Origin of the sequence: Chryseobacterium sp. G0162 (assembly GCF_003815715.1) — a bacterium.
Classification (GTDB): domain Bacteria; phylum Bacteroidota; class Bacteroidia; order Flavobacteriales; family Weeksellaceae; genus Chryseobacterium.
In genome coordinates this window covers 4876481-4895070 of record NZ_CP033922.1, presented here as the reverse complement: position 1 = coordinate 4895070, position 18590 = coordinate 4876481, and the positions used below count along the sequence as shown (strand labels likewise).

Annotated in this window: 17 protein-coding genes; 15 read left to right on the top strand and 2 right to left on the bottom strand. The window is 37.8% G+C overall.

The features are described from left to right. The first annotated feature begins 263 nt into the window (after positions 1-263). From EG344_RS21940 to EG344_RS21875, 14 genes are all read left to right on the top strand, one after another. Entirely contained in the window at positions 264-485 is a 222-nt protein-coding gene (locus EG344_RS21940) for a hypothetical protein (protein ID WP_123911426.1), read from the top strand. Between the two features lie 116 nt (positions 486-601). Continuing rightward, complete coding sequence (locus EG344_RS21935; RefSeq protein ID WP_123911425.1) at positions 602-838, top strand: hypothetical protein; 237 nt, start codon at positions 602-604, stop codon at positions 836-838. Positions 839-1005: 167 nt separating this feature from the next. Then, positions 1006-1503, top strand: coding sequence for a GNAT family N-acetyltransferase (locus EG344_RS21930; protein ID WP_123911424.1), 498 nt, complete (start codon positions 1006-1008; stop codon positions 1501-1503). A 189-nt stretch (positions 1504-1692) separates the two neighbouring features. Then, positions 1693-2073 (top strand): RrF2 family transcriptional regulator, encoded by a 381-nt coding sequence (locus EG344_RS21925; RefSeq protein WP_262697401.1) that lies wholly within the window; start codon positions 1693-1695, stop codon positions 2071-2073. A gap of 79 nt (positions 2074-2152) precedes the next feature. Continuing rightward, entirely contained in the window at positions 2153-2866 is a 714-nt protein-coding gene (locus tag EG344_RS21920; protein WP_123911422.1) for a phosphoadenylyl-sulfate reductase, read from the top strand. Positions 2867-2877: 11 nt separating this feature from the next. Then, entirely contained in the window at positions 2878-3786 is a 909-nt protein-coding gene (gene cysD, locus EG344_RS21915; protein WP_262697399.1) for a sulfate adenylyltransferase subunit CysD, read from the top strand. A gap of 111 nt (positions 3787-3897) precedes the next feature. Beyond that, a complete protein-coding gene (locus tag EG344_RS21910; protein WP_123911420.1) occupies positions 3898-5136 on the top strand; it encodes a sulfate adenylyltransferase subunit 1 in 1239 nt (412 codons plus the stop codon). Between the two features lie 5 nt (positions 5137-5141). Continuing rightward, the gene (epsC, locus tag EG344_RS21905) at positions 5142-5972 is read left to right on the top strand and encodes a serine O-acetyltransferase EpsC (protein ID WP_123911419.1); all 831 of its coding nucleotides are present in this window, start codon (positions 5142-5144) and stop codon (positions 5970-5972) included. Between the two features lie 28 nt (positions 5973-6000). Then, the gene (gene cysK, locus EG344_RS21900) at positions 6001-6912 is read left to right on the top strand and encodes a cysteine synthase A (RefSeq protein WP_123911418.1); all 912 of its coding nucleotides are present in this window, start codon (positions 6001-6003) and stop codon (positions 6910-6912) included. A 25-nt stretch (positions 6913-6937) separates the two neighbouring features. Further along, the gene (cobA, locus tag EG344_RS21895) at positions 6938-7783 is read left to right on the top strand and encodes a uroporphyrinogen-III C-methyltransferase (RefSeq protein WP_123911417.1); all 846 of its coding nucleotides are present in this window, start codon (positions 6938-6940) and stop codon (positions 7781-7783) included. Further along, positions 7773-9482, top strand: coding sequence for a sulfite reductase flavoprotein subunit alpha (locus tag EG344_RS21890; RefSeq protein ID WP_123911416.1), 1710 nt, complete (start codon positions 7773-7775; stop codon positions 9480-9482). Before cobA ends, EG344_RS21890 begins: the two co-directional genes overlap by 11 nt. A gap of 31 nt (positions 9483-9513) precedes the next feature. Continuing rightward, the gene (gene cysI / locus EG344_RS21885) at positions 9514-11187 is read left to right on the top strand and encodes an assimilatory sulfite reductase (NADPH) hemoprotein subunit (protein WP_123911415.1); all 1674 of its coding nucleotides are present in this window, start codon (positions 9514-9516) and stop codon (positions 11185-11187) included. A 498-nt stretch (positions 11188-11685) separates the two neighbouring features. Then, positions 11686-14559: a TonB-dependent receptor gene (locus EG344_RS21880; RefSeq protein WP_123911414.1), complete on the top strand. Its 2874-nt coding sequence runs from the start codon at positions 11686-11688 to the stop codon at positions 14557-14559. A gap of 4 nt (positions 14560-14563) precedes the next feature. Beyond that, positions 14564-16081 carry a TSUP family transporter gene (locus EG344_RS21875; RefSeq protein ID WP_123911413.1) on the top strand — a complete coding sequence of 506 codons (1518 nt, stop codon included), beginning with the start codon at positions 14564-14566 and terminating at the stop codon, positions 16079-16081. A 184-nt stretch (positions 16082-16265) separates the two neighbouring features. Here the strand turns inward: EG344_RS21875 and EG344_RS21870 are convergent, their stop codons facing one another. Then, complete coding sequence (locus EG344_RS21870; protein ID WP_123911412.1) at positions 16266-16769, bottom strand: hypothetical protein; 504 nt, start codon at positions 16767-16769, stop codon at positions 16266-16268. Between the two features lie 153 nt (positions 16770-16922). On the opposite strand from EG344_RS21870, the gene EG344_RS21865 reads away from it, so the two are divergent. Further along, a complete protein-coding gene (locus EG344_RS21865; protein ID WP_123911411.1) occupies positions 16923-17426 on the top strand; it encodes a GNAT family N-acetyltransferase in 504 nt (167 codons plus the stop codon). Between the two features lie 8 nt (positions 17427-17434). Here EG344_RS21865 and EG344_RS21860 read toward each other — a convergent pair whose 3' ends face one another. Next, positions 17435-18523 carry an alpha/beta fold hydrolase gene (locus EG344_RS21860; protein WP_123911410.1) on the bottom strand — a complete coding sequence of 363 codons (1089 nt, stop codon included), beginning with the start codon at positions 18521-18523 and terminating at the stop codon, positions 17435-17437. Positions 18524-18590: the final 67 nt, after the last annotated feature.

The following is an 18590-nucleotide window of genomic DNA, read 5'->3' as shown; positions in this document are numbered from 1 at the left end:
AAAACTTATATTTTTTACAGGTCCCACAGGTGCTATATCTTGGAGGCTCTGGTCCTAATGGGCCACAATCCATAGGAACAGCAACAAGTCCTATTGATGTAGGGGAAATTGTTCTTAATCCTTCAATTAGAGCTGTATCTAGTAATAATTTGGCAATCTGCTCATACTGTATGATAGGTCAGGGGCAAAATCTTAGGCAGCAACTTAATATTCCAGCCCCCCTCAACTCTGGAAAAAAACTTTAAAGAGTGCAATGATGTGCAATGAACGGAAAAGTATTGCCTATACCCTCTGCAGATGTGTCAACAGGAACTGCAATTAGAAGTATATTAGCGAAATTAGCAGGTGGTTTAAGAGCTGGTTTATGGTCTCTGCCTTTAATTCTTAAAGGAGATATACAAAAAAAAGAACCAACAATTACTTTAATTAGAGGGGTTCATGATAAACATCCAGATTTTGCAAATGTGTATTTAGGAAGAGCTTAGACGCCATATTTAAAATAAAAAATTATGGAAGACAAAATAATACAAGAATTATATAGTACAAGAAATTACCAGATCAAGTTGAGTCTTATATCAATAATATTAAAAATAAAATAATTGTGGATTCTTTTGTTCAAACGAGAGAACATTTATATCATATTTATAATGATAGATTAGGTTTGGGTGTTCATTTGGATAACTCTTTTGAGGGGCATTGTGAGGTGGTAAAAAAAATGAAAAATTCAAATTTAAAAAATGTAAGATTATCTTATATTGATGGAGAGAAAAAAAGCTGTTCCATTTTTAGTAGCGAAGACTACAGTATCATTTTGGGGATTATTTTTTATGATAATTAATATATTGTGAATTCAAATTAGATATTAGTAGTTAACATTTGAATTTAGAATAAAGTTGGCGGAGAAGATATATCTTTTCAGGAAGAAAGCAATTATTATCCTGTATTCCATGGTCATCACTTTATTTTACCTAATTTTATTAATTAATTTCAAACTCAAATTATCCTATGTACTATAATAACGACACAATCATCATACGGGAGTTCACTCCTCAGGAACTTCATTTATTTTTAGATCTGTTTACAAACGAGAATGTTACCCGTTATCTGCCTTATAAATCCCCCGAAGAATTTAAACAAATGTTTGAAAAAGCATTGCTGGATTATAAAAAAGGGTCACTCAGCAGATGGGGAATATTTGATGCCCAGAATAACGCTTTTGTGGGAGTATGCCTCGCCAGAATTTTCGCTGAAAATGCCAACTCCATAGAAATAGGCTATATGCTTGGAGAGAATTACTGGGGAAAAGGGATTGGAACTCAGGTTTGTAAAGCACTTGCTGATTATTGTCTTTCAGCCGATCAGGAAAAGGAAATCGTTGCATTAACAGATCTTGATAATATTGGTTCACAGAAAGTCCTTCTAAAAAGTGGATTTAACAGATTAGAAAACCTGGAAAGAGAGGACAGAGCATTAGCATATTTCTTATTTTCAAAAGAGCAATAAATAAAAAGAGCTGAAAATGTGAAGAATGGCCTGTATTATACTTTACCACCGTTGCACTTTCAGCTTCCTTTACTTTTCCTGGGCTAAAAATATTTCAGGATCATTTATCTTTCGTTTCATTTATCAGATAATTTGTTATACCTTGCGTAGATTATGATGTCCAAACGTTGCAAATACGCGCTAAAAGCAATGGTCAGATTAGCAAGAAATTACAATCAAGGCTATCTGTCCACTTCGATTATTGCACAGGATGAAAACATTCCCAAAAAGTTTCTCGAGCAAATACTTCTTGAACTTAAAAGAACTAAACTTGTTAACAGTAAACAAGGAAAAGTAGGTGGATATTACCTGCTAAAATCACCTGATGAAGTATCATTGGCGGATATCTACCGTATTTTCGACGGGCCTATTGCATTAACCCCTTGCGTATCTTTAAATTTCTACGAAGCATGTGACGATTGCGTAGATGAAACAGAATGTTACCTTAGAAACGAGCTAATGATCGTTCGTGAGAAGACCAGAAAAAGCATGATGGAGGCCACTCTGACCAAGTTTATCGAAAAAAAATAATTTTTTTCATTTAAATTCTACTATTTTGATAGGAGTTATAGAATTTTATATATATTTGCATCAACAAATTGGAATGGAAATGGAAAATAGTCTGAAAAACGAATTCGAAAAATTGAAAGAAGAAATCCTAGGAGAGTCTTCTCAACAGGATATTTTGCAATCACTTATAGAAATATTTCCAGGTGAAGTAGTGTTTTCAACAAGCTTCAGTTATGAAGATCAGGTCATCACTCATTTAATAAAAAACCTGAATGTAGAGATTTTCACATTGGACACAGGAAGGCTTTTTGAACAGACTTATGAAACCTGGGCTTCTACAAAAGCATTCTTCAAAAAAGAGATCAAAGCGTACTATCCGGATACTGAAGAACTGAAAAAATTTGTATCAGAAAACGGCCCCAATTCTTTTTATCAGTCCGTAGAGCAGAGAAAAGCATGCTGTACCATTCGTAAAGTACATCCACTGAAATCTGCTTTGAAAGGATATAAAGTCTGGATTACCGGTTTAAGGGCTGAACATTCTCCAAACAGGCAGAATATGCCCTCATTGGAATGGGACGAAGATAATCAGATCATTAAATTTCATCCGCTTCTACACTGGAGCACTGAGCAAGTGACAGACTACGTAAAAACGCATCAGCTTCCTTACAATTATCTTCATAAAAAAGGATTTGTAAGCATCGGGTGCGAGCCTTGTACAAGAGCAATTCAGGAAGGAGAAGACTTCAGAGCCGGCCGCTGGTGGTGGGAAGATGCCAACAAAAAGGAATGCGGTCTACATATTCATCAATAAAAAAGAAAAACATGTCAACATATCATTTAGATTACCTGGATCAGTTGGAAGCTGAATCTATTTATATTTTAAGGGAAGTCGCAGGACAGTTTGAACGCCCGGCACTTTTGTTTAGCGGTGGAAAAGACAGTATTGTGCTGGCTCATTTAGCATCAAAAGCATTCCGCTACGGAAAAATACCTTTCAAGTTTGTTCATGTAGATACAGGACACAACTTTCCTGAGGTCTTGAACTTTAGAGATGAACTTGTTAATCACCTGGAAGTTGACTTGGTAGTTCGTAAAGTAGAAGATACCATCAAAAAGAAAGGGTTAACAGAGCCTAAAGGGAAATTCCCAAGCAGAAACTGGCTGCAAACCTTTACTTTACTCGATACTATCGAAGAATTTGAATTTGATGCCTGTATCGGAGGCGCCCGCAGAGACGAAGAAAAAGCCCGCGCCAAAGAAAGAGTCTTCTCTGTTCGTGATGAATTCGGACAGTGGGATCCAAAACTTCAACGTCCGGAATTATGGAGCATCTTCAACGGAAAAATCCATAAAGGAGAAAATGTAAGAGTATTTCCGATCAGCAACTGGACAGAACTTGACATCTGGAACTATATCCGAAGAGAAAAAATTGAACTTCCATCCATTTACTTCTCACATGACAGAGAAGTGGTAGATCTCAACGGGCAATGGATTGCTAATTCTGACCACGCAACCCTGGAAACAGATGATGTAATTACTGTAAAAAAGATAAGATACCGCACCGTAGGAGATATGACCTGCACTGCAGCAGTAGAATCTAAAGCAACAACCATTGATGCTGTGATTGAAGAAATTGTAGCCACAAGAATCTCTGAACGCGGCGAAACCAGAATTGATGACCGTGTCACAGAAGCGGCAATGGAAGATCGTAAAAAAGGAGGCTATTTTTAAATAAGTAATTAGCAATGAGTAATGAGTAATAAGTGATTAAATAACAACTTTTCTACTTATGACACTCACCATTACTCATTACCTATTATTCATTACTCATAAACAAAACAGATGGATATATTAAGATTTATAACAGCAGGAAGCGTAGATGACGGTAAAAGTACCCTGATCGGAAGACTGCTATACGATAGTAAAAGTATTTTACAGGACCAGTTAGAAGTACTGGAAAAACATTCTAAAAATAAAAATGATGACGGGGTAGACCTTGCTCTTCTTACGGACGGTTTACGTGCTGAAAGGGAGCAGGGGATCACCATCGATGTTGCATACAGGTATTTTTCAACCTCCAAAAGAAAATTTATCATTGCCGATGCTCCCGGTCACGTACAATATACAAGAAACATGATTACCGGAGCTTCCAACTCCGATTTGATGGTAATTCTGATTGATGCCCGTCAGGGAGTAATCGAGCAAACCAGAAGACATTCCATCATTGCTTCGTTATTAAAATTGAAGAAAGTAGCTGTAGCCATTAATAAAATGGACATGGTGGAGTATTCACAGGAAGTATTTGAAACTATTAAAGCAGATTATGCTAAAATTGCGGAAAGTCTTGGATTAAATGACGTAAGCTATTTTCCGATTTCGGCCCTTAAAGGCGACAATATTGTATCCAAGTCAGCTCAGACAGATTGGTACCAGGGAACTTCTCTTTTAGAATATCTGGAAAATGTTACCCTGAATGAAGAATTGAATACCGGCAGCCGTTTTCAGGTTCAGTATGTCATTCGTCCTCAGACTGAAGAATTGCATGATTACAGAGGATATGCCGGGCAGGTTTTAAGCGGAAAGTTTCAGAAAGGAGACCCAATCCAAATCCTTCCGGCAGGCATTACAACCGAAATTGCAAAAATCGAGATCAACGGAATTGAAAAAGAAGAAGCCTTTGAAGGACAACCTGTTGTTATTCATATAAACGACGATGTAGATATCAGCAGAGGAGATATTTTTGCTACCGAAGAACAGCTTCCTGTGATAGAAAAAGACCTTGAAGTTTTGCTTTGCTGGCTCGATCAAAAATCGTTGCAACCTGGTAATAAATACCTCTTACAGCAGAACAGCAGACTGATAAGAGCCGTAGTGAAAGAGATTGATTATAAAATTGATGTGAATACCCTTACCCAGGAAAAAGCAGAAGGGGATATCAAACTGAATGAAGTGGTAAAAGTAACCCTACGAACGGCACAACCTTTGGTCTATGATAGTTTTATCAATAACAAAAGAACAGGTTCTGCAATTTTGGTAGATGAAACTTCTAATTCAACGGTTGCAGCCTGCATAATTCAGTAAAGAACATGTCAGTTACCCATCATTTTATAGAAAGAATTCATCAGAGCAAACAGAATAAAACCCATGGATTCTTTGACAGAGCCAGAGTAAAGGTTTTTGTAACAGAATTGTATAAAGTATTGTTTCTTCCACAAGAAGTCAATACGCCTGATCAGCTGAAACAGGATTTAGCCCAACTGCACGATCATCTTTCAGTCCTGATTAATACAATCACAAGAGATAAAGACCTTACCGAAGTGCAGGTAAATGCTTTTTTTGAGGCCTTGCCACAAATTTATGGTCATCTCGTTCAGGATGCACAGTCTATCCTTGAATTTGACCCGGCAGCAGACTCTCTGGAAGAAATATACCTTGCGTATCCCGGATATTTTGCAACCTATGTATACAGGATTTCGCATCAGCTCTGGAACCAGGAAGTACCTGTTTTACCTCGTGTTATTTCAGAATATGCACACAGCAAAACAGGAATAGACATTCATCCGGGAGCAGTGATTGGAGAATATTTTTTCATCGATCACGGAACCGGAATTGTTATCGGAGAAACCACCGTTATTGGCGATCATGTCAAAATATATCAGGGAGTAACCCTCGGTGCCTTGAATGTCTCCAAAGAAAAAGCCAACCAGAAAAGACATCCGAATATTGAAGACCATGTCATCATCTATTCAGGAGCCACTATTTTGGGTGGAAATACAACTATAGGCAGGGAAAGCGTTATCGGAGGAAATGTGTGGATCACACAGGATGTCCCACCCAATTCCCTGGTCTATAATAAAAGTGAAATAAGAATAAAGGATAATAATCCCTTACCGGAATCATTAACCTTTGTAATATAAAACAGAAAAAACAAAAAATTGTATTGATATGAAATTTCAGAATGCACTAGAAACCATTGGAAATACACCAATTGTAAAGATTAATAATTTATTCAATTCAGATCATGAAATCTGGATCAAACTAGAAAAAAGCAACCCAGGCGGAAGCATTAAAGACAGAATTGCATTGGCAATGATTGAAGATGCGGAAGCAAAAGGACTATTAAATAAAAACAGTACCATTATAGAACCTACCAGTGGAAATACAGGAATAGGATTAGCTTTGGTAGCTGCAGTAAAAGGATATAAACTGATTCTGGTAATGCCGGAAAGTATGAGTATAGAGCGTCGTAAAATCATGGAAGCCTATGGGGCAGAATTTGTGCTTACTCCTAGAGAAAAAGGAATGAAAGGGGCTATTGAGAAAGCTAATGAATTAGCGGAAGAAACACCCAATTCTTGGATTCCGAGACAATTTGACAATCCTGCGAACGTAAAAGTACACGTTGAAACCACAGCTCAGGAAATTTTAAAAGATTTCCCTGAAGGATTAGATTATGTGATTACAGGAGTAGGAACGGGCGGACACATCACTGGGATTGCCAAAGCATTAAAGCAACAACTTCCCAACCTTAAAGTCATTGCAGTAGAACCGGAATTATCTCCGGTATTGAGCGGCGGAAGTCCTGCACCACATCCATTACAGGGTCTTGGAGCCGGATTTGTACCTTCCATTTTAGATATTACCCTTTTGGATGGAGTGATTACCGTAGGGAAGGATGAAGCTTATGAATATGCCATTAATGCTGCTAAAAAAGAAGGCCTTTTTGTAGGAATTTCTACAGGAGCCGCTTTAGCCGCTATCGCAAAACAATTACCGGAAATCCAACCCGGAGCTAAAATTCTTACCATCAATTACGATACCGGAGAAAGGTATCTTTCTATTGAAGGACTCTTCTAAAATCCTTTAAATAACACCGATTTCAATGAACACAACAATAAAATCACCTAAGGTTTACCTTATCGGTGCAGGGCCCGGCAGCCCTGATTTGATCACAGTAAAAGCCGTAAAAGCCATTGCCAAAGCAGACGTTGTTCTTGCTGACCGTTTGGTAAGTCCTGAAATTTTAGAGACTTATGTTAATAAAGACACAGAACTTATCTATGTAGGCAAAGAATGCAGTAAAAATGCGTCTACCCCTCAATCACTTATCAATACTCTAATGGTAGACTATGCGTTACAGAACAAAACAGTCGTAAGACTTAAAGGAGGAGATGTGTCTATTTTTTCTAATATTCTGGATGAACTTCAGTCTTTGAAAGAAAATCATATTCCATTTGAGATTATCCCGGGAATTACCGCTGCTTTGGGAGCTGCTGCTTATGCCGGAATGCCTTTAACAGCCAGAGGATATTCAACCTCTGTTCGTTTTCTGACCTATTATAAGTCTGAAATTCTTACAGAAGACTATTGGAAAGATCTTGCTAACACTCAGGATACCCTTGTATTCTATATGTCTAAAGGAAACCTGGCCAGTCTGGTAGAAAAGTTCATTGAACTGAATATTTCCAACGAGAAAAAAATCGCTGTGATTGAACAGGCCACAACTCCTTATCAAAAGGTGTATACCTCATCTTTTGAGGATTTTAGTAAAACACTTGGTGATAAAGCCTTTGCCTCACCGTCGTTAGTAGTGATTGGAAAAGTTGTGAATCTTCATGAAGAATTCTCCTGGCTTGAAAATGCAGAACAGGAAGGTCTTTATTTTAAATCAGTTGAAAACGGAAGCTTAGTCCCAAAAACTCAAAATTTCTTCGAATATGCTGTCTGAAACTAAATTAAATATTCTTAAACAGATCTCCAGTGATCTTTCCAGAGATGAATCTATCTGGGCAAGCGGATACCTTGCAGGATTAGCCGGAGCTCCTCTTACAGGGGTACAGCCTCCTTTGCAGGTAACATTACCGGAACAGAATACGGTTAAGAAAATCACCCTGGCTTATGGTACAGAAACCGGAAACAGTAAAAAACTGGCAACAGCTCTTGCCGGAATCATCAAGAAAAAAGGAATTCAGGTTAAATTAGCCGATCTTTCCCAATATAAGCCTAAAGACTTAGCTAAAGAAGAGTTTTTCTTTGTGGTTATCAGTACACAGGGAGAAGGAGATCCACCGGTATTGGCTAAGAAATTCTATGATTATATCTATGAAAATGAAATCAATCTCAGTACTTTAAAATTTGGAGTTCTGGCATTGGGAGACAGCAGCTATCCTCTGTTCTGTAAAACTGGAGAAGATGTAGATTCCCGATTTGAAATTCTTGGAGCACAGCGTATCATTCCATTAAAAAAATGTGATATTGATTACGAACAGGATGCCCAAAACTGGATTGATCATGTTTTTGAAGCGGTGAATAAAACTTCTGCCAACAGTGTAAAAAATATACCAGTGCAGAAAGCTTCAACAGGAAGAAAGAAATACCAGGGCATTGTATCTGCGATTATTAATCTGAATGATATCACCTCTGAAAAAGAAACCTATCACATTGAAATAGAAACAGAGGAAGCTTTAAGCTATCAGCCTGGTGCTGCGTTGGGAATTATTCCTTTCAATTCCAAATCTGTAGTGGATGAAATTATTGCTGTAACAGGTATTGATCCTAAAAAACAGGTCGAAACGGCAAAAATTACTGCCCCTGTAGAAGAGCTTTTACACAAACGTCTTAATATTAGCTATTTACTCAAAACTGTAGTGGCTCAATATGCTAAGATTACAGGACATTCTATCCCGGAAGTCCGTTTAAGCCTTCTGGATCTGCTTAGAATTTATCCTGTTAAAAATGCAGAAGAATTTGAAGAAGTAATCCAGATTCTGACAGCTCAGGCACCACGACTGTATTCCATATCGTCTTCTCCGGAAGCCCATGGCGAAAATGAGATTCATATAACCGTTGCCAGATCGGAATTCTTTATTGACCACCAGAAACACAACGGTCTGTGCAGCGGTTATCTCAGCGAGTTTAGCGAAGGTGGAGAGGTTGAATTTTATATTCAGGATGCAGGACATTTCAAATTGCCGGAACCGGATAAAGATGTCATCATGATTGGCCCCGGAACCGGAATCGCTCCTTTCAGATCATTCCTTTGGGAACGTGATGCCACTGGAGCGGAAGGGAAGAACTGGCTTTTCTTTGGAGATAGGAACTTTGTCTCAGATTTCATTTATCAGGCGGAACTTCAGGATTTCCTTAAAACAGGAAGCTTAACCCACTTGGATCTTGCCTTTTCAAGAGATACCGCTGAAAAAGTATATGTACAGCACAAACTGGAACAGAAAGCGCAGGAAGTTTTTTACTGGTTGGAAAACGGAGCATCAGTCTATGTATGTGGAACCAAAGATCCTATGAGCCGTGATGTAGAAAATACCCTGCTCAATATTATTCAGCATCATGGAAAACGCAGTCAGGAAGAAGCGGTTCATTACCTGGAAGAAATGGAGCTCAACGGCCGATATGCTAAAGATGTTTATTAAAAAGTACCCACACCCTTAAAAGAAAACAATTATGAGCCATAAAGATAATCTTTCCCCTGTAGAAAGAATTAAAACCCAAAGCAACGGACTCAGAGGAACCTTAAAGGAAAGCCTTGCCGATGATTTTACCGGAGCAATAAGAGAAGATGATCAGACTTTAATCAAGTTCCATGGTATGTACCAACAGGATGATAGGGACAGAAGAGAAGAACGTGTTTCTAAAAAACTGGAATGGTTGTATTCCTACATGATAAGATTAAGGCTTCCCGGCGGATTTTTAACTTCGGATCAATGGATCGGAGTGAATGATATTGCCAATGACCATTCTACAGGAACCATCAAAATAACAACCCGTCAGACGCTTCAGCTGCACGGTATTTTAAAATCTCATTTAAGACCAACCATTCAGAATTTTAATATCAATCACCTTGACTCCATAGCGGCTTGTGGAGACGTTAACAGAAATGTTACCTGTACAGCCAATCCATCAGAATCTCCATTGCACCAGCAGACTTATGAGTTAGCAGGTAAAATCAGTGAAATGTGTCTTCCAAAAACCAAGTCATACTATGATATCTGGATTGATGATGAATTAATGGTAGATCGAAAAACTGAAGAAGATCCTTTATATCAGGACAGATACCTTCCGAGAAAGCTAAAGATCGGAATTGCAGTTCCGCCTAACAATGATGTAGATGTCTTCATTAATGATATTGCCCTGATTGCTATTATTAAAAACAATGAAATCGTAGGATATAATATTGCTGCTGGAGGCGGATTGGGAGCAACGCACGGAAATGAAGCTACTTACGCTCGTCTTGCCTCTGTTCTTGGATTTGTAGACTCTGAGGAAAAAGCTTTACAAGCCGTTTATGAAATCATTACCGTACAGCGGGATTTCGGAAACCGTAGTGATAGAAAGCTTTCAAGATTAAAATACACCATTGATAAACTTGGGATCGATCAGTACAGAACCGAAGTGGAAAAAAGAACAGGCTTCAGTTTTGAACCTGCCAGAGCATTTAAGTTTGAACAGAGAAAAGACCGCTATGGCTGGACTCAAAATCATGAAGGGAAATGGTTTTACACTGTTTTCGTAGAACATGGAAGAGTTCTTGACATTGAAGGCTATCCTTTAAAATCAGGATTATTAAAGATTGCCCAGACTGCCCCTGTGAATTTCAGATTTACTTGTAATCAAAACCTAATCATTGCTGATATCAATGAAAAGGACAAAGCTGAAATAGAAAGGCTGTTACAGGAATATGGAATTTCTGAGGCTACTGAAAAAGCAAGTGCTCTACGCAAAAACTCTGTGGCCTGCGTTGCCTTGAATACCTGTTCATTGGCTTTAGCAGAAGCACAGCGTTATTTGCCTTCCCTGGTTACCAAAATAGAACCTATTCTTGAAAAACATGGTCTTTTGGAAGATGATATTACGATCAGAATGACCGGATGTCCTAACGGATGCGGACGTTCTCCCAATGCTGAGATCGGATTTGTAGGAACAGCTTATGGTAAATACAATCTTCATATCGGAGGCGATCGATTGGGAATGCGTCTGAATACAAAATACAGAGAAAATATCGGCGAAGAAGAAATTCTGACCACGCTGGATGAACTTTTCGGAATCTATGTAAATGAAAAGCATACAGAAGAAACATTTGGTGATTTTTCATACCGTTACTTACAAACCTTAAACTGAAAATATGACTAGCCTTTTTTATGACCTGAAAAAACTAAAAAAACATCAACCATTTCTTCTAAGTGAGCGAATGTGTATGTGTTGTTGATTTTCAATAATAACAAACATACAGGCTGTTTGAATTTTATTTAAACCACAAAAGTCACAAAAGCCTTAAACTCTTAAGCTATTTAAAGTGAAAAGCTTTGAGTATAGAAGTACACATAAGTTTTTAAAAATCTATAGCAATCTGTGTTAATCTGTGCCATCTGTGGGAAAATTTAAATCACAAAAGCTTTTAAACACTTAAGTCATTTGAAGTGACAAACCTTGAATATAGAAGCACTCTTTAGTATTATGAAAATCTATGATTTTCATCTTATATGAACTTTTATACTGCAGCATTTTAAACTTCTTAAGTGAACTAAAGTGTTTAAAATAATAACTTTTGTGTCTTTTGTGGTTTAAAAATTAAAGTTTCAAACAGCTCCATTCATCCTCACCTAAAATAGAAGAACAATGAAAAACAAAAGACAGAGATATTTTCTACCTAAAACAGGAGTTATAGTATTCACATTTCTATTCTGCACCCAGACAAAGGCACAACAGCTTATCGAATTAAGTGGAATCATCAGAAATACAGGAACCCAAAAGGGGCTTGATGCTGTGAAAGTACAGGTTGAAAATACACAGGACACTGCATCAACAGATCAGCTCGGGAATTTTAAGATCAGAACAAGAGTAACCATTCCTTTTCGCTTGATTATCAACAAAGACGGATTTTCCAGCCAGACCGTGGAAATCCTTTCGCTTTCCAATAAACTTACCATCGGGCTTAATCCTCAGAATACCATTATTGATGATGTCGTTATTTCTGCCTCCCGTATTCCTGAAAAAATATTAAAATCACCGATCGCGATTGAAAAGATTGATATTAAAACCATCCGGGAAAGCCCGGCAGCCTCTTTTTATGAAACCCTGGAAAACGTAAAAGGGTTACAACTTTTAACATCCAGCCTTACGTTGAAAATCCCTAATTCCAGAGGATTTAATTCTCCTAATAACTTCAGATTTATGCAGTTGGTAGATGGCGTAGATGTACAGTCTGCTACATTAGGAGTTCCACTCGGAAATGCAATTGGCCCTACAGAACTGGATATTCAGTCTATGGAAGTCACTCCCGGAGCAGCCTCTGCGTTATATGGGATGAATGCCATCAATGGCCTTGCAAGCTTACAAACCAAAGATCCCTTTACCTCTGAAGGAGTAAGTGTGTATTTTCGTGGCGGGGTGAATCATGTAGATAATTTCAATCACAAAATCAGTTCTCTGGGCGAAAGTGCCATCAGATTTGCCAAAGTATTTCATAAAAACTTTGCCGTAAAATTGAACGCCTCTTATTTTACAGGGGTAGACTGGATTTCAGATAATCATACCGACCAGAATCCGAATTCTTTAATTACTGCCAACCCGAATCTTGCTTTAGCCAATAATCCTGCGGAAGACCTTTGGAACAAATATGGTGATGAAAGAAACAATAGAGTAGCGGTAAAAGTAGATTATAACGGAAAGCCCACCACATTCAATGTTTCCAGAACCGGATATTTTGAAAAAGATCTTGTAAGCCCGGAAGTAAAGAATATAAAATTCGATGCCGGATTATACTATCGATTTGGAGATCAGTGGAAAGCTTCTTACGTATATCGTTACGGATTGCTTGACGGAACTTTTCAGCGAGGAAATAAAATCCGTTTGCAAAATGCCACCGTTCAAAACCATAAAGTTGAACTTACCGGAAAAGAATTGACGTTCAGAGCTTATGTGTCTATAGAAAACACAGGAGATTCTTACAATCTGAAACCTTTGGCTGACAATCTGGATCTAACCAATCTTTCCAACAATAACTGGAAGAGCATCTTCCAAACATCACTTCAAAATAATCTGAATGCAGGAACAACCCTCAATGAAGCTCTAATTCTTGCCCGTAGTGAAGCTGATAAAAATAGAGTAGTTCCCGGAACGGCAGCCTTTGAGCAGCTAAAAAATACGATTATCAGAATTAATAACTGGGATTCTGCCAATGCAGGAATTGCAGGAGCACCCGCAACGGGAGGAGCAAAACTGGAGCAGAAATCCAGATTTTATCAAGGCGAACTGACCTATGATTTTAGCCGGTTTGTAAAGATTTTTAATCTTCTGGCCGGAATAGACTATCGCTTGTATAGCATCACTCCTGATGGGAACAACTTTGTAGACTTCAACAGACCTGTTAATGAAAGAAATATTCCGTTATCCAACGGGACTTTTGGTAAGGATGTTATTTATCAGAAATATGGGGCTTTTGCCCAGATTACCAAGCTTTTCTTTGATGAAAAATTAAAAATCAATGCGGCTCTTCGCATCGACAGGAACCCTGAATTTGAAGCCAAACTCAATCCAAGAATAAGTGTTGTGTATTCTCCCGTTAAACAGCACAACTTCAGAGCCTCTTTTCAAAATGGATACCGCTTTCCATCCTTATTTGAAGCTCTTTCTTTCGTGAATAACGGAAATGTAAGAAGAGTAGGCGGTCTTTCAAAAGTAAATGACGGTTTGGGATATCTGGAAAACTCTTATACTCTTGCTTCCATTGACAGATTTACTTCAGCCGTAAATGCTGATGTAGATGCTGGAAAAAGCCAAAGCCAGGCTGCCCAGGACAATAAACAACTTTTAGCTGTTGCCAATCTGCAAAAATTGCAACCGGAAAAGATCAATTCGTTTGAAATAGGATATAAATCTGTTTTCTTTAACAACAAACTGGCGCTGGATTGGGATTTTTACTACAACATCTATGAAGGATTTCTTGGACAGGTAGAAGTAGCTGTTCCTAAAAACAGTCAAGTAGGAAGCAATGCAGCCGTTTTGGCGATGCTTGACAGAAGTAAACAAGACCGATACAGAGTATACACCAATAGCAACAGCATTTACAAAAGTTATGGCAGCTCATTGGAGATCCGATATAATGTGATTAAAAATTACAATGTCAATGCCAATGTATCTTACAACGATCTGGCTTCCAGCAATACTTCAGATCTGTTTATTACAGCTTTTAATACTCCAAAATGGATGATTAATGTAAGTGTAGGAAACAGAGAGATTATCAAGAATATTGGATTTACAGTGGTAGCAAGGTGGCAAAATGGTTTTGACTGGGAAAGCCCTTTAGCTTCAGGAAAAATTCCTGCTTACTATACTGTCGATGCCCAGGCTAGCTGGAAAATTCCTGAAATTCACACAAATGTAAAAATTGGAGCCACCAATTTACTGAACAGACGTTACTTCCAATATGCAGCAGGCCCTGAAATCGGAGGTTTATACTATCTCGCTTTTACGTATGACTTAAAACTGTAATGAAATGAGTAATTCCTTATATCCCGTATTTTTAAAACTTGAAACATTATCCTTACTCATTATCGGAGGAGGAAAAATTGCCCTCGAAAAACTGGAATCGGTATTGGGTAATTCTCCTGAAACGGTTATAAGACTAATCGCAATCGAAATCAGTCCTGAAGTGAGAGCCTTACAGCAAAAGTTTTCCAATATAACCTTATACGAAAGAGCTTATCATGATGACGATTTTAATGATACTGATGTCGCGATTATCGCTGTAAATAATATTGATTTAGCCTCACAGATCCGTGAAGATGCTCACAAAAAAAATGTATTGGTTAATATTGCAGACAAGCCCGACCTATGTGATTTCTATCTAGGTTCCATTGTTAAAAAAGGAAGTCTTAAAATTGCCATTTCCACCAATGGAAAATCTCCTACCATTGCTAAAAGGCTTAGAGAAACATTCACTGAAACCATTCCTGATGAAATGGACCTTGTGCTGGATAATATGCAGAACATCCGCAATCAGCTAAAAGGAGATTTTAACCACAAAGTCATAGAACTCAATAAGATCACCACACAATACCTGTCTGACGGAAAATTATCTCCTACAAAGTCTGATCTGGAGATTGAAAAGCTTATCAGTATTACTAAAACAGCCCAGAGAAAAGCCAATATCTATCTGGCAATTATAGGAGTGATGCTGCTTATCGGAATCTTTGGTCTTGTGGTATATCAGTTTGATCTTTCTAGTGACATTCAGACTTTCCTAAGCAAAGATGGTCATATTTTTTACTGGATGCTGTTTGCCGGTTTTATGGCTGAAATTGTTGCCGGATCCATGGGAATGGGATATGGAGTTATCTGTACTACTATATTACTTTTACTGAATGTTCCACCACCCGTTGTAAGTGCCAGTATTCACTCAGCAGAGTCTTTTACAACCGCTGCCGGAGGATTCAGTCATTATAAATTAGGAAATGTCAATAAAAAAATGGTTTGGGTACTGTTCCCGCTGGCTATTGTGGGATCTATCATTGGTGCATTAACTTTATCTCATTACGGAGAACATTACGCCCATATCGTAAAGCCGATTATTGCCTGTTACACCTTGTATTTGGGATCAAATATCTTGAGAAATGCCTTTAAAGAAAAAAATAAAGGCCGCATCAAAACCAAAAGAAGAACCAACCTGAGAGTACTGGGGTTTGTTGGTGGTTTTATAGATTCCTTTGCAGGAGGCGGTTGGGGGCCATTAGTTACCGGAACGTTAATTAAAGAAGGAAGAATTCCCCGTTATGTTGTGGGAAGTTCTACAGTTGCCAAGTTTTTGCTGACAGTAACCAGTGCCATCACTTTTATATTTACCATTGGAATTCATCACTGGAATATTGTGTTGGGACTTCTGTTAGGTGGAGTCTTTACCGCTCCGTTTTCCGCTATGCTTACCTCCAAACTTCCCACAAAGAAAATGTTTGTGGTGGTTGGGATAGTTGTTATTCTGATGAGCCTGGTAACAATTGTCAAAACATTTTTATAAGATCAGGATGTCAACAGTTTCCCTTTATGAAAATAAAGATATTCATCTATTTGTCTATGTGGTAAAATAAAATTCTTTCTAAAACCACATAGGCACATAGTTTTTTACGTAAAAAAATGGTAAAAAATAGAAACCTGGATAAGAATAACCGGATTTGTAATTAATATATTAAGTAATAGATAGGTTATTTTCTATCCTTTATCCCAATTACTTTTAAAGCACTAGATGTCAAAAAGATATCATCAAAAACGGTCAGCGACTCAACATCGTTGAAACCTGTAGGGATCAGATCGTTTTTATTGAATGATAACTCTATAGAAGTATCATAAGAAGCCACAATTCTTACTTTTGAATATCCATTATAGTCTACTCTAAAGCCTTCAAACATACAATTACGTTCTGCTTTCTGATACTCACCATACTCTTCAAAACCTGCCATATCTGTTCTCTCATGATCGTTGTCATTATGCTCCAATAATTTCCATGAAGTGTAATTTTTAGGTTCTTTCAATACATTTCCGTTGGGATCTACAGGAACAAACATTCCTAATGTAAGAGATTGTTTTAAAAAATTAGCATAATTATTCATCAAACTCAAGGTTTGAAGATCGGCATATCCTTCGTGGGCATAATATTCAAGCACGAAGGTCGTCATCGGAATCAGCTTATGAGAAGCATCAGTCGGCATATTTGTTTTTTTCTTTTGGGCCGATAAAAATAGTATTTTTATTTACGTTTCCCAACGTAACATAAAGAATCCAACAGTATTTATACCCATTCTGAATAACAATAAGGAAAGATTCCCATGCATTTTTCGTAACTTCGTCCCATAACAGGAATAATGGTAGTGAATACATCTTTGCAGGATATTGAAGTGGTCCTTAGTTTATATAAAATAGCTTCTGATTTTAAGAAAACCGTATCCGGTATACAATGGCCGGAGTTTGATCGAAATATGATTGAAACTGAAATCAGTGAAAACCGTCATTTTAAAATTACTGTAGATGGCCAGGTAGCCTGTGTCTGGAGTATTACCTTTGATGATCACCAGGTTTGGGCAGAAAAAAATGAAGACCCAGCCATCTATATACACCGAATTGCCACCAATCCCAATTTCCGCGGACAGAAATTTGTAGAACAGATCGTAGAATGGGCAAAACAATTTGCTTCTCAACACAACAAATTGTACGTAAGGATGGATACTACAGCGGGAAATCAGAGGTTAACAGATTATTATGTGAAATGTGGATTTACCTATCTTGGGGATCAAAAAATGACCGATACAGAAGGTCGTCCGGATCACTATCATAATGCTACAATGGCACTTTTCCAGCTGGATGTGTAAAGATTTTATTATTTGCAGACAGGCTGAACATCATTCAATAGAGTAACCAGCATTTTTCCAGGTTCTTCAAAAGGAATCAGGTGAGCTGAATTTTCAAACCATATTCCCTTTTTAAAAGGAGCTTTTACATTTTGAAGCCATTGATCCGTAGGCTCTGAGGGAGTGGTATAATCATGTCTGCCCATAAACATGAAAACCGGAATCGGAAATGATTTAATATTCTTAAAATCAGTATCAAGAAACTCCGGAAGTACTTTGGACAGGGTAAATAAACTTCCTTTTCCTATAGCTTCCGCATCATTATAGGAATACTCCGGAGATAGAAGCGGAGCCTGGAAGAAATACCTGGAATTGTTTCTGTACGCTGTTAAACCTCCGTAATATTGAGGCCATTTCCTTGCAATAATAATTCTCTGCCGCGTAATCGGGGTATTTCCCGGATAAGGCGCTATAGAAGCCAGCTCCTTTAAAGCCAAATCATTTTTCAGACGGGTAGCTTCTTTTACTGCAAAATCAACACTTAATCTTTCATTATCCCTGGTATTAATAATCTGCCCGATCCCAACATACGCATAGAATAGATCCGGTCTTTTTAACGCAGCCTTCATAGAGATTATTGTCCCCCAGCTATGTCCTATCAGAAGTACTTTTTTCTTTTTATATTTTTCTTTAATCAGTTCTGCAAGTTGTATAGCATCATCTACATATTGATTGATAGTAATCGTATTCTTTAAAATCAGCGTATCATTAGCATTATAGGTTTTACCGGATGCTCTCTGGTCATAATTCACTACCGTAAAATATTCTTCTATAGGCCGTTGAAACATCCACATCACCGGAGAAATAGGAGAGGCTGGTCCCCCATGTACAAATAAGATTACAGGATTTTCTTTATTCTGCCCACGAACATATACCCATTGTTGAGCACCGCCGATAGTCGCTTTATATCTTTCCTGAATTCCGTTAGGGCTTACGATCGAATCCAGATCCTTGATAATTTCCCTGGCTTCACTATATTCGTTACCTGTTTTGGGGGCCTGTCCGAACATTATAAATGGGAGTAATAAAGCAATAAACGATATAATTGTATGTTTCATGATTGGTGTCTGTATGATTCAGTAGAGTTTTAATATACAATATGTCAGATATATACATTAAAAGTTA

Coding starts and splice junctions, on each gene's coding strand:
- EG344_RS21890 (WP_123911416.1), top strand. CDS start 7,773: ATGCTGTCTGAAACTAAATTAAATATTCTTAAACAGATCTCCAGTGAT.
- EG344_RS21870 (WP_123911412.1), bottom strand. CDS start 16,769: ATGCCGACTGATGCTTCTCATAAGCTGATTCCGATGACGACCTTCGTG.
- EG344_RS21875 (WP_123911413.1), top strand. CDS start 14,564: ATGAGTAATTCCTTATATCCCGTATTTTTAAAACTTGAAACATTATCC.
- cobA (WP_123911417.1), top strand. CDS start 6,938: ATGAACACAACAATAAAATCACCTAAGGTTTACCTTATCGGTGCAGGG.
- cysK (WP_123911418.1), top strand. CDS start 6,001: ATGAAATTTCAGAATGCACTAGAAACCATTGGAAATACACCAATTGTA.
- EG344_RS21925 (WP_262697401.1), top strand. CDS start 1,693: ATGGTCAGATTAGCAAGAAATTACAATCAAGGCTATCTGTCCACTTCG.
- EG344_RS21920 (WP_123911422.1), top strand. CDS start 2,153: ATGGAAAATAGTCTGAAAAACGAATTCGAAAAATTGAAAGAAGAAATC.
- EG344_RS21910 (WP_123911420.1), top strand. CDS start 3,898: ATGGATATATTAAGATTTATAACAGCAGGAAGCGTAGATGACGGTAAA.
- EG344_RS21865 (WP_123911411.1), top strand. CDS start 16,923: ATGGTAGTGAATACATCTTTGCAGGATATTGAAGTGGTCCTTAGTTTA.
- cysI (WP_123911415.1), top strand. CDS start 9,514: ATGAGCCATAAAGATAATCTTTCCCCTGTAGAAAGAATTAAAACCCAA.
- EG344_RS21880 (WP_123911414.1), top strand. CDS start 11,686: ATGAAAAACAAAAGACAGAGATATTTTCTACCTAAAACAGGAGTTATA.
- EG344_RS21860 (WP_123911410.1), bottom strand. CDS start 18,523: ATGAAACATACAATTATATCGTTTATTGCTTTATTACTCCCATTTATA.
- epsC (WP_123911419.1), top strand. CDS start 5,142: ATGTCAGTTACCCATCATTTTATAGAAAGAATTCATCAGAGCAAACAG.
- cysD (WP_262697399.1), top strand. CDS start 2,878: ATGTCAACATATCATTTAGATTACCTGGATCAGTTGGAAGCTGAATCT.
- EG344_RS21940 (WP_123911426.1), top strand. CDS start 264: ATGAACGGAAAAGTATTGCCTATACCCTCTGCAGATGTGTCAACAGGA.
- EG344_RS21930 (WP_123911424.1), top strand. CDS start 1,006: ATGTACTATAATAACGACACAATCATCATACGGGAGTTCACTCCTCAG.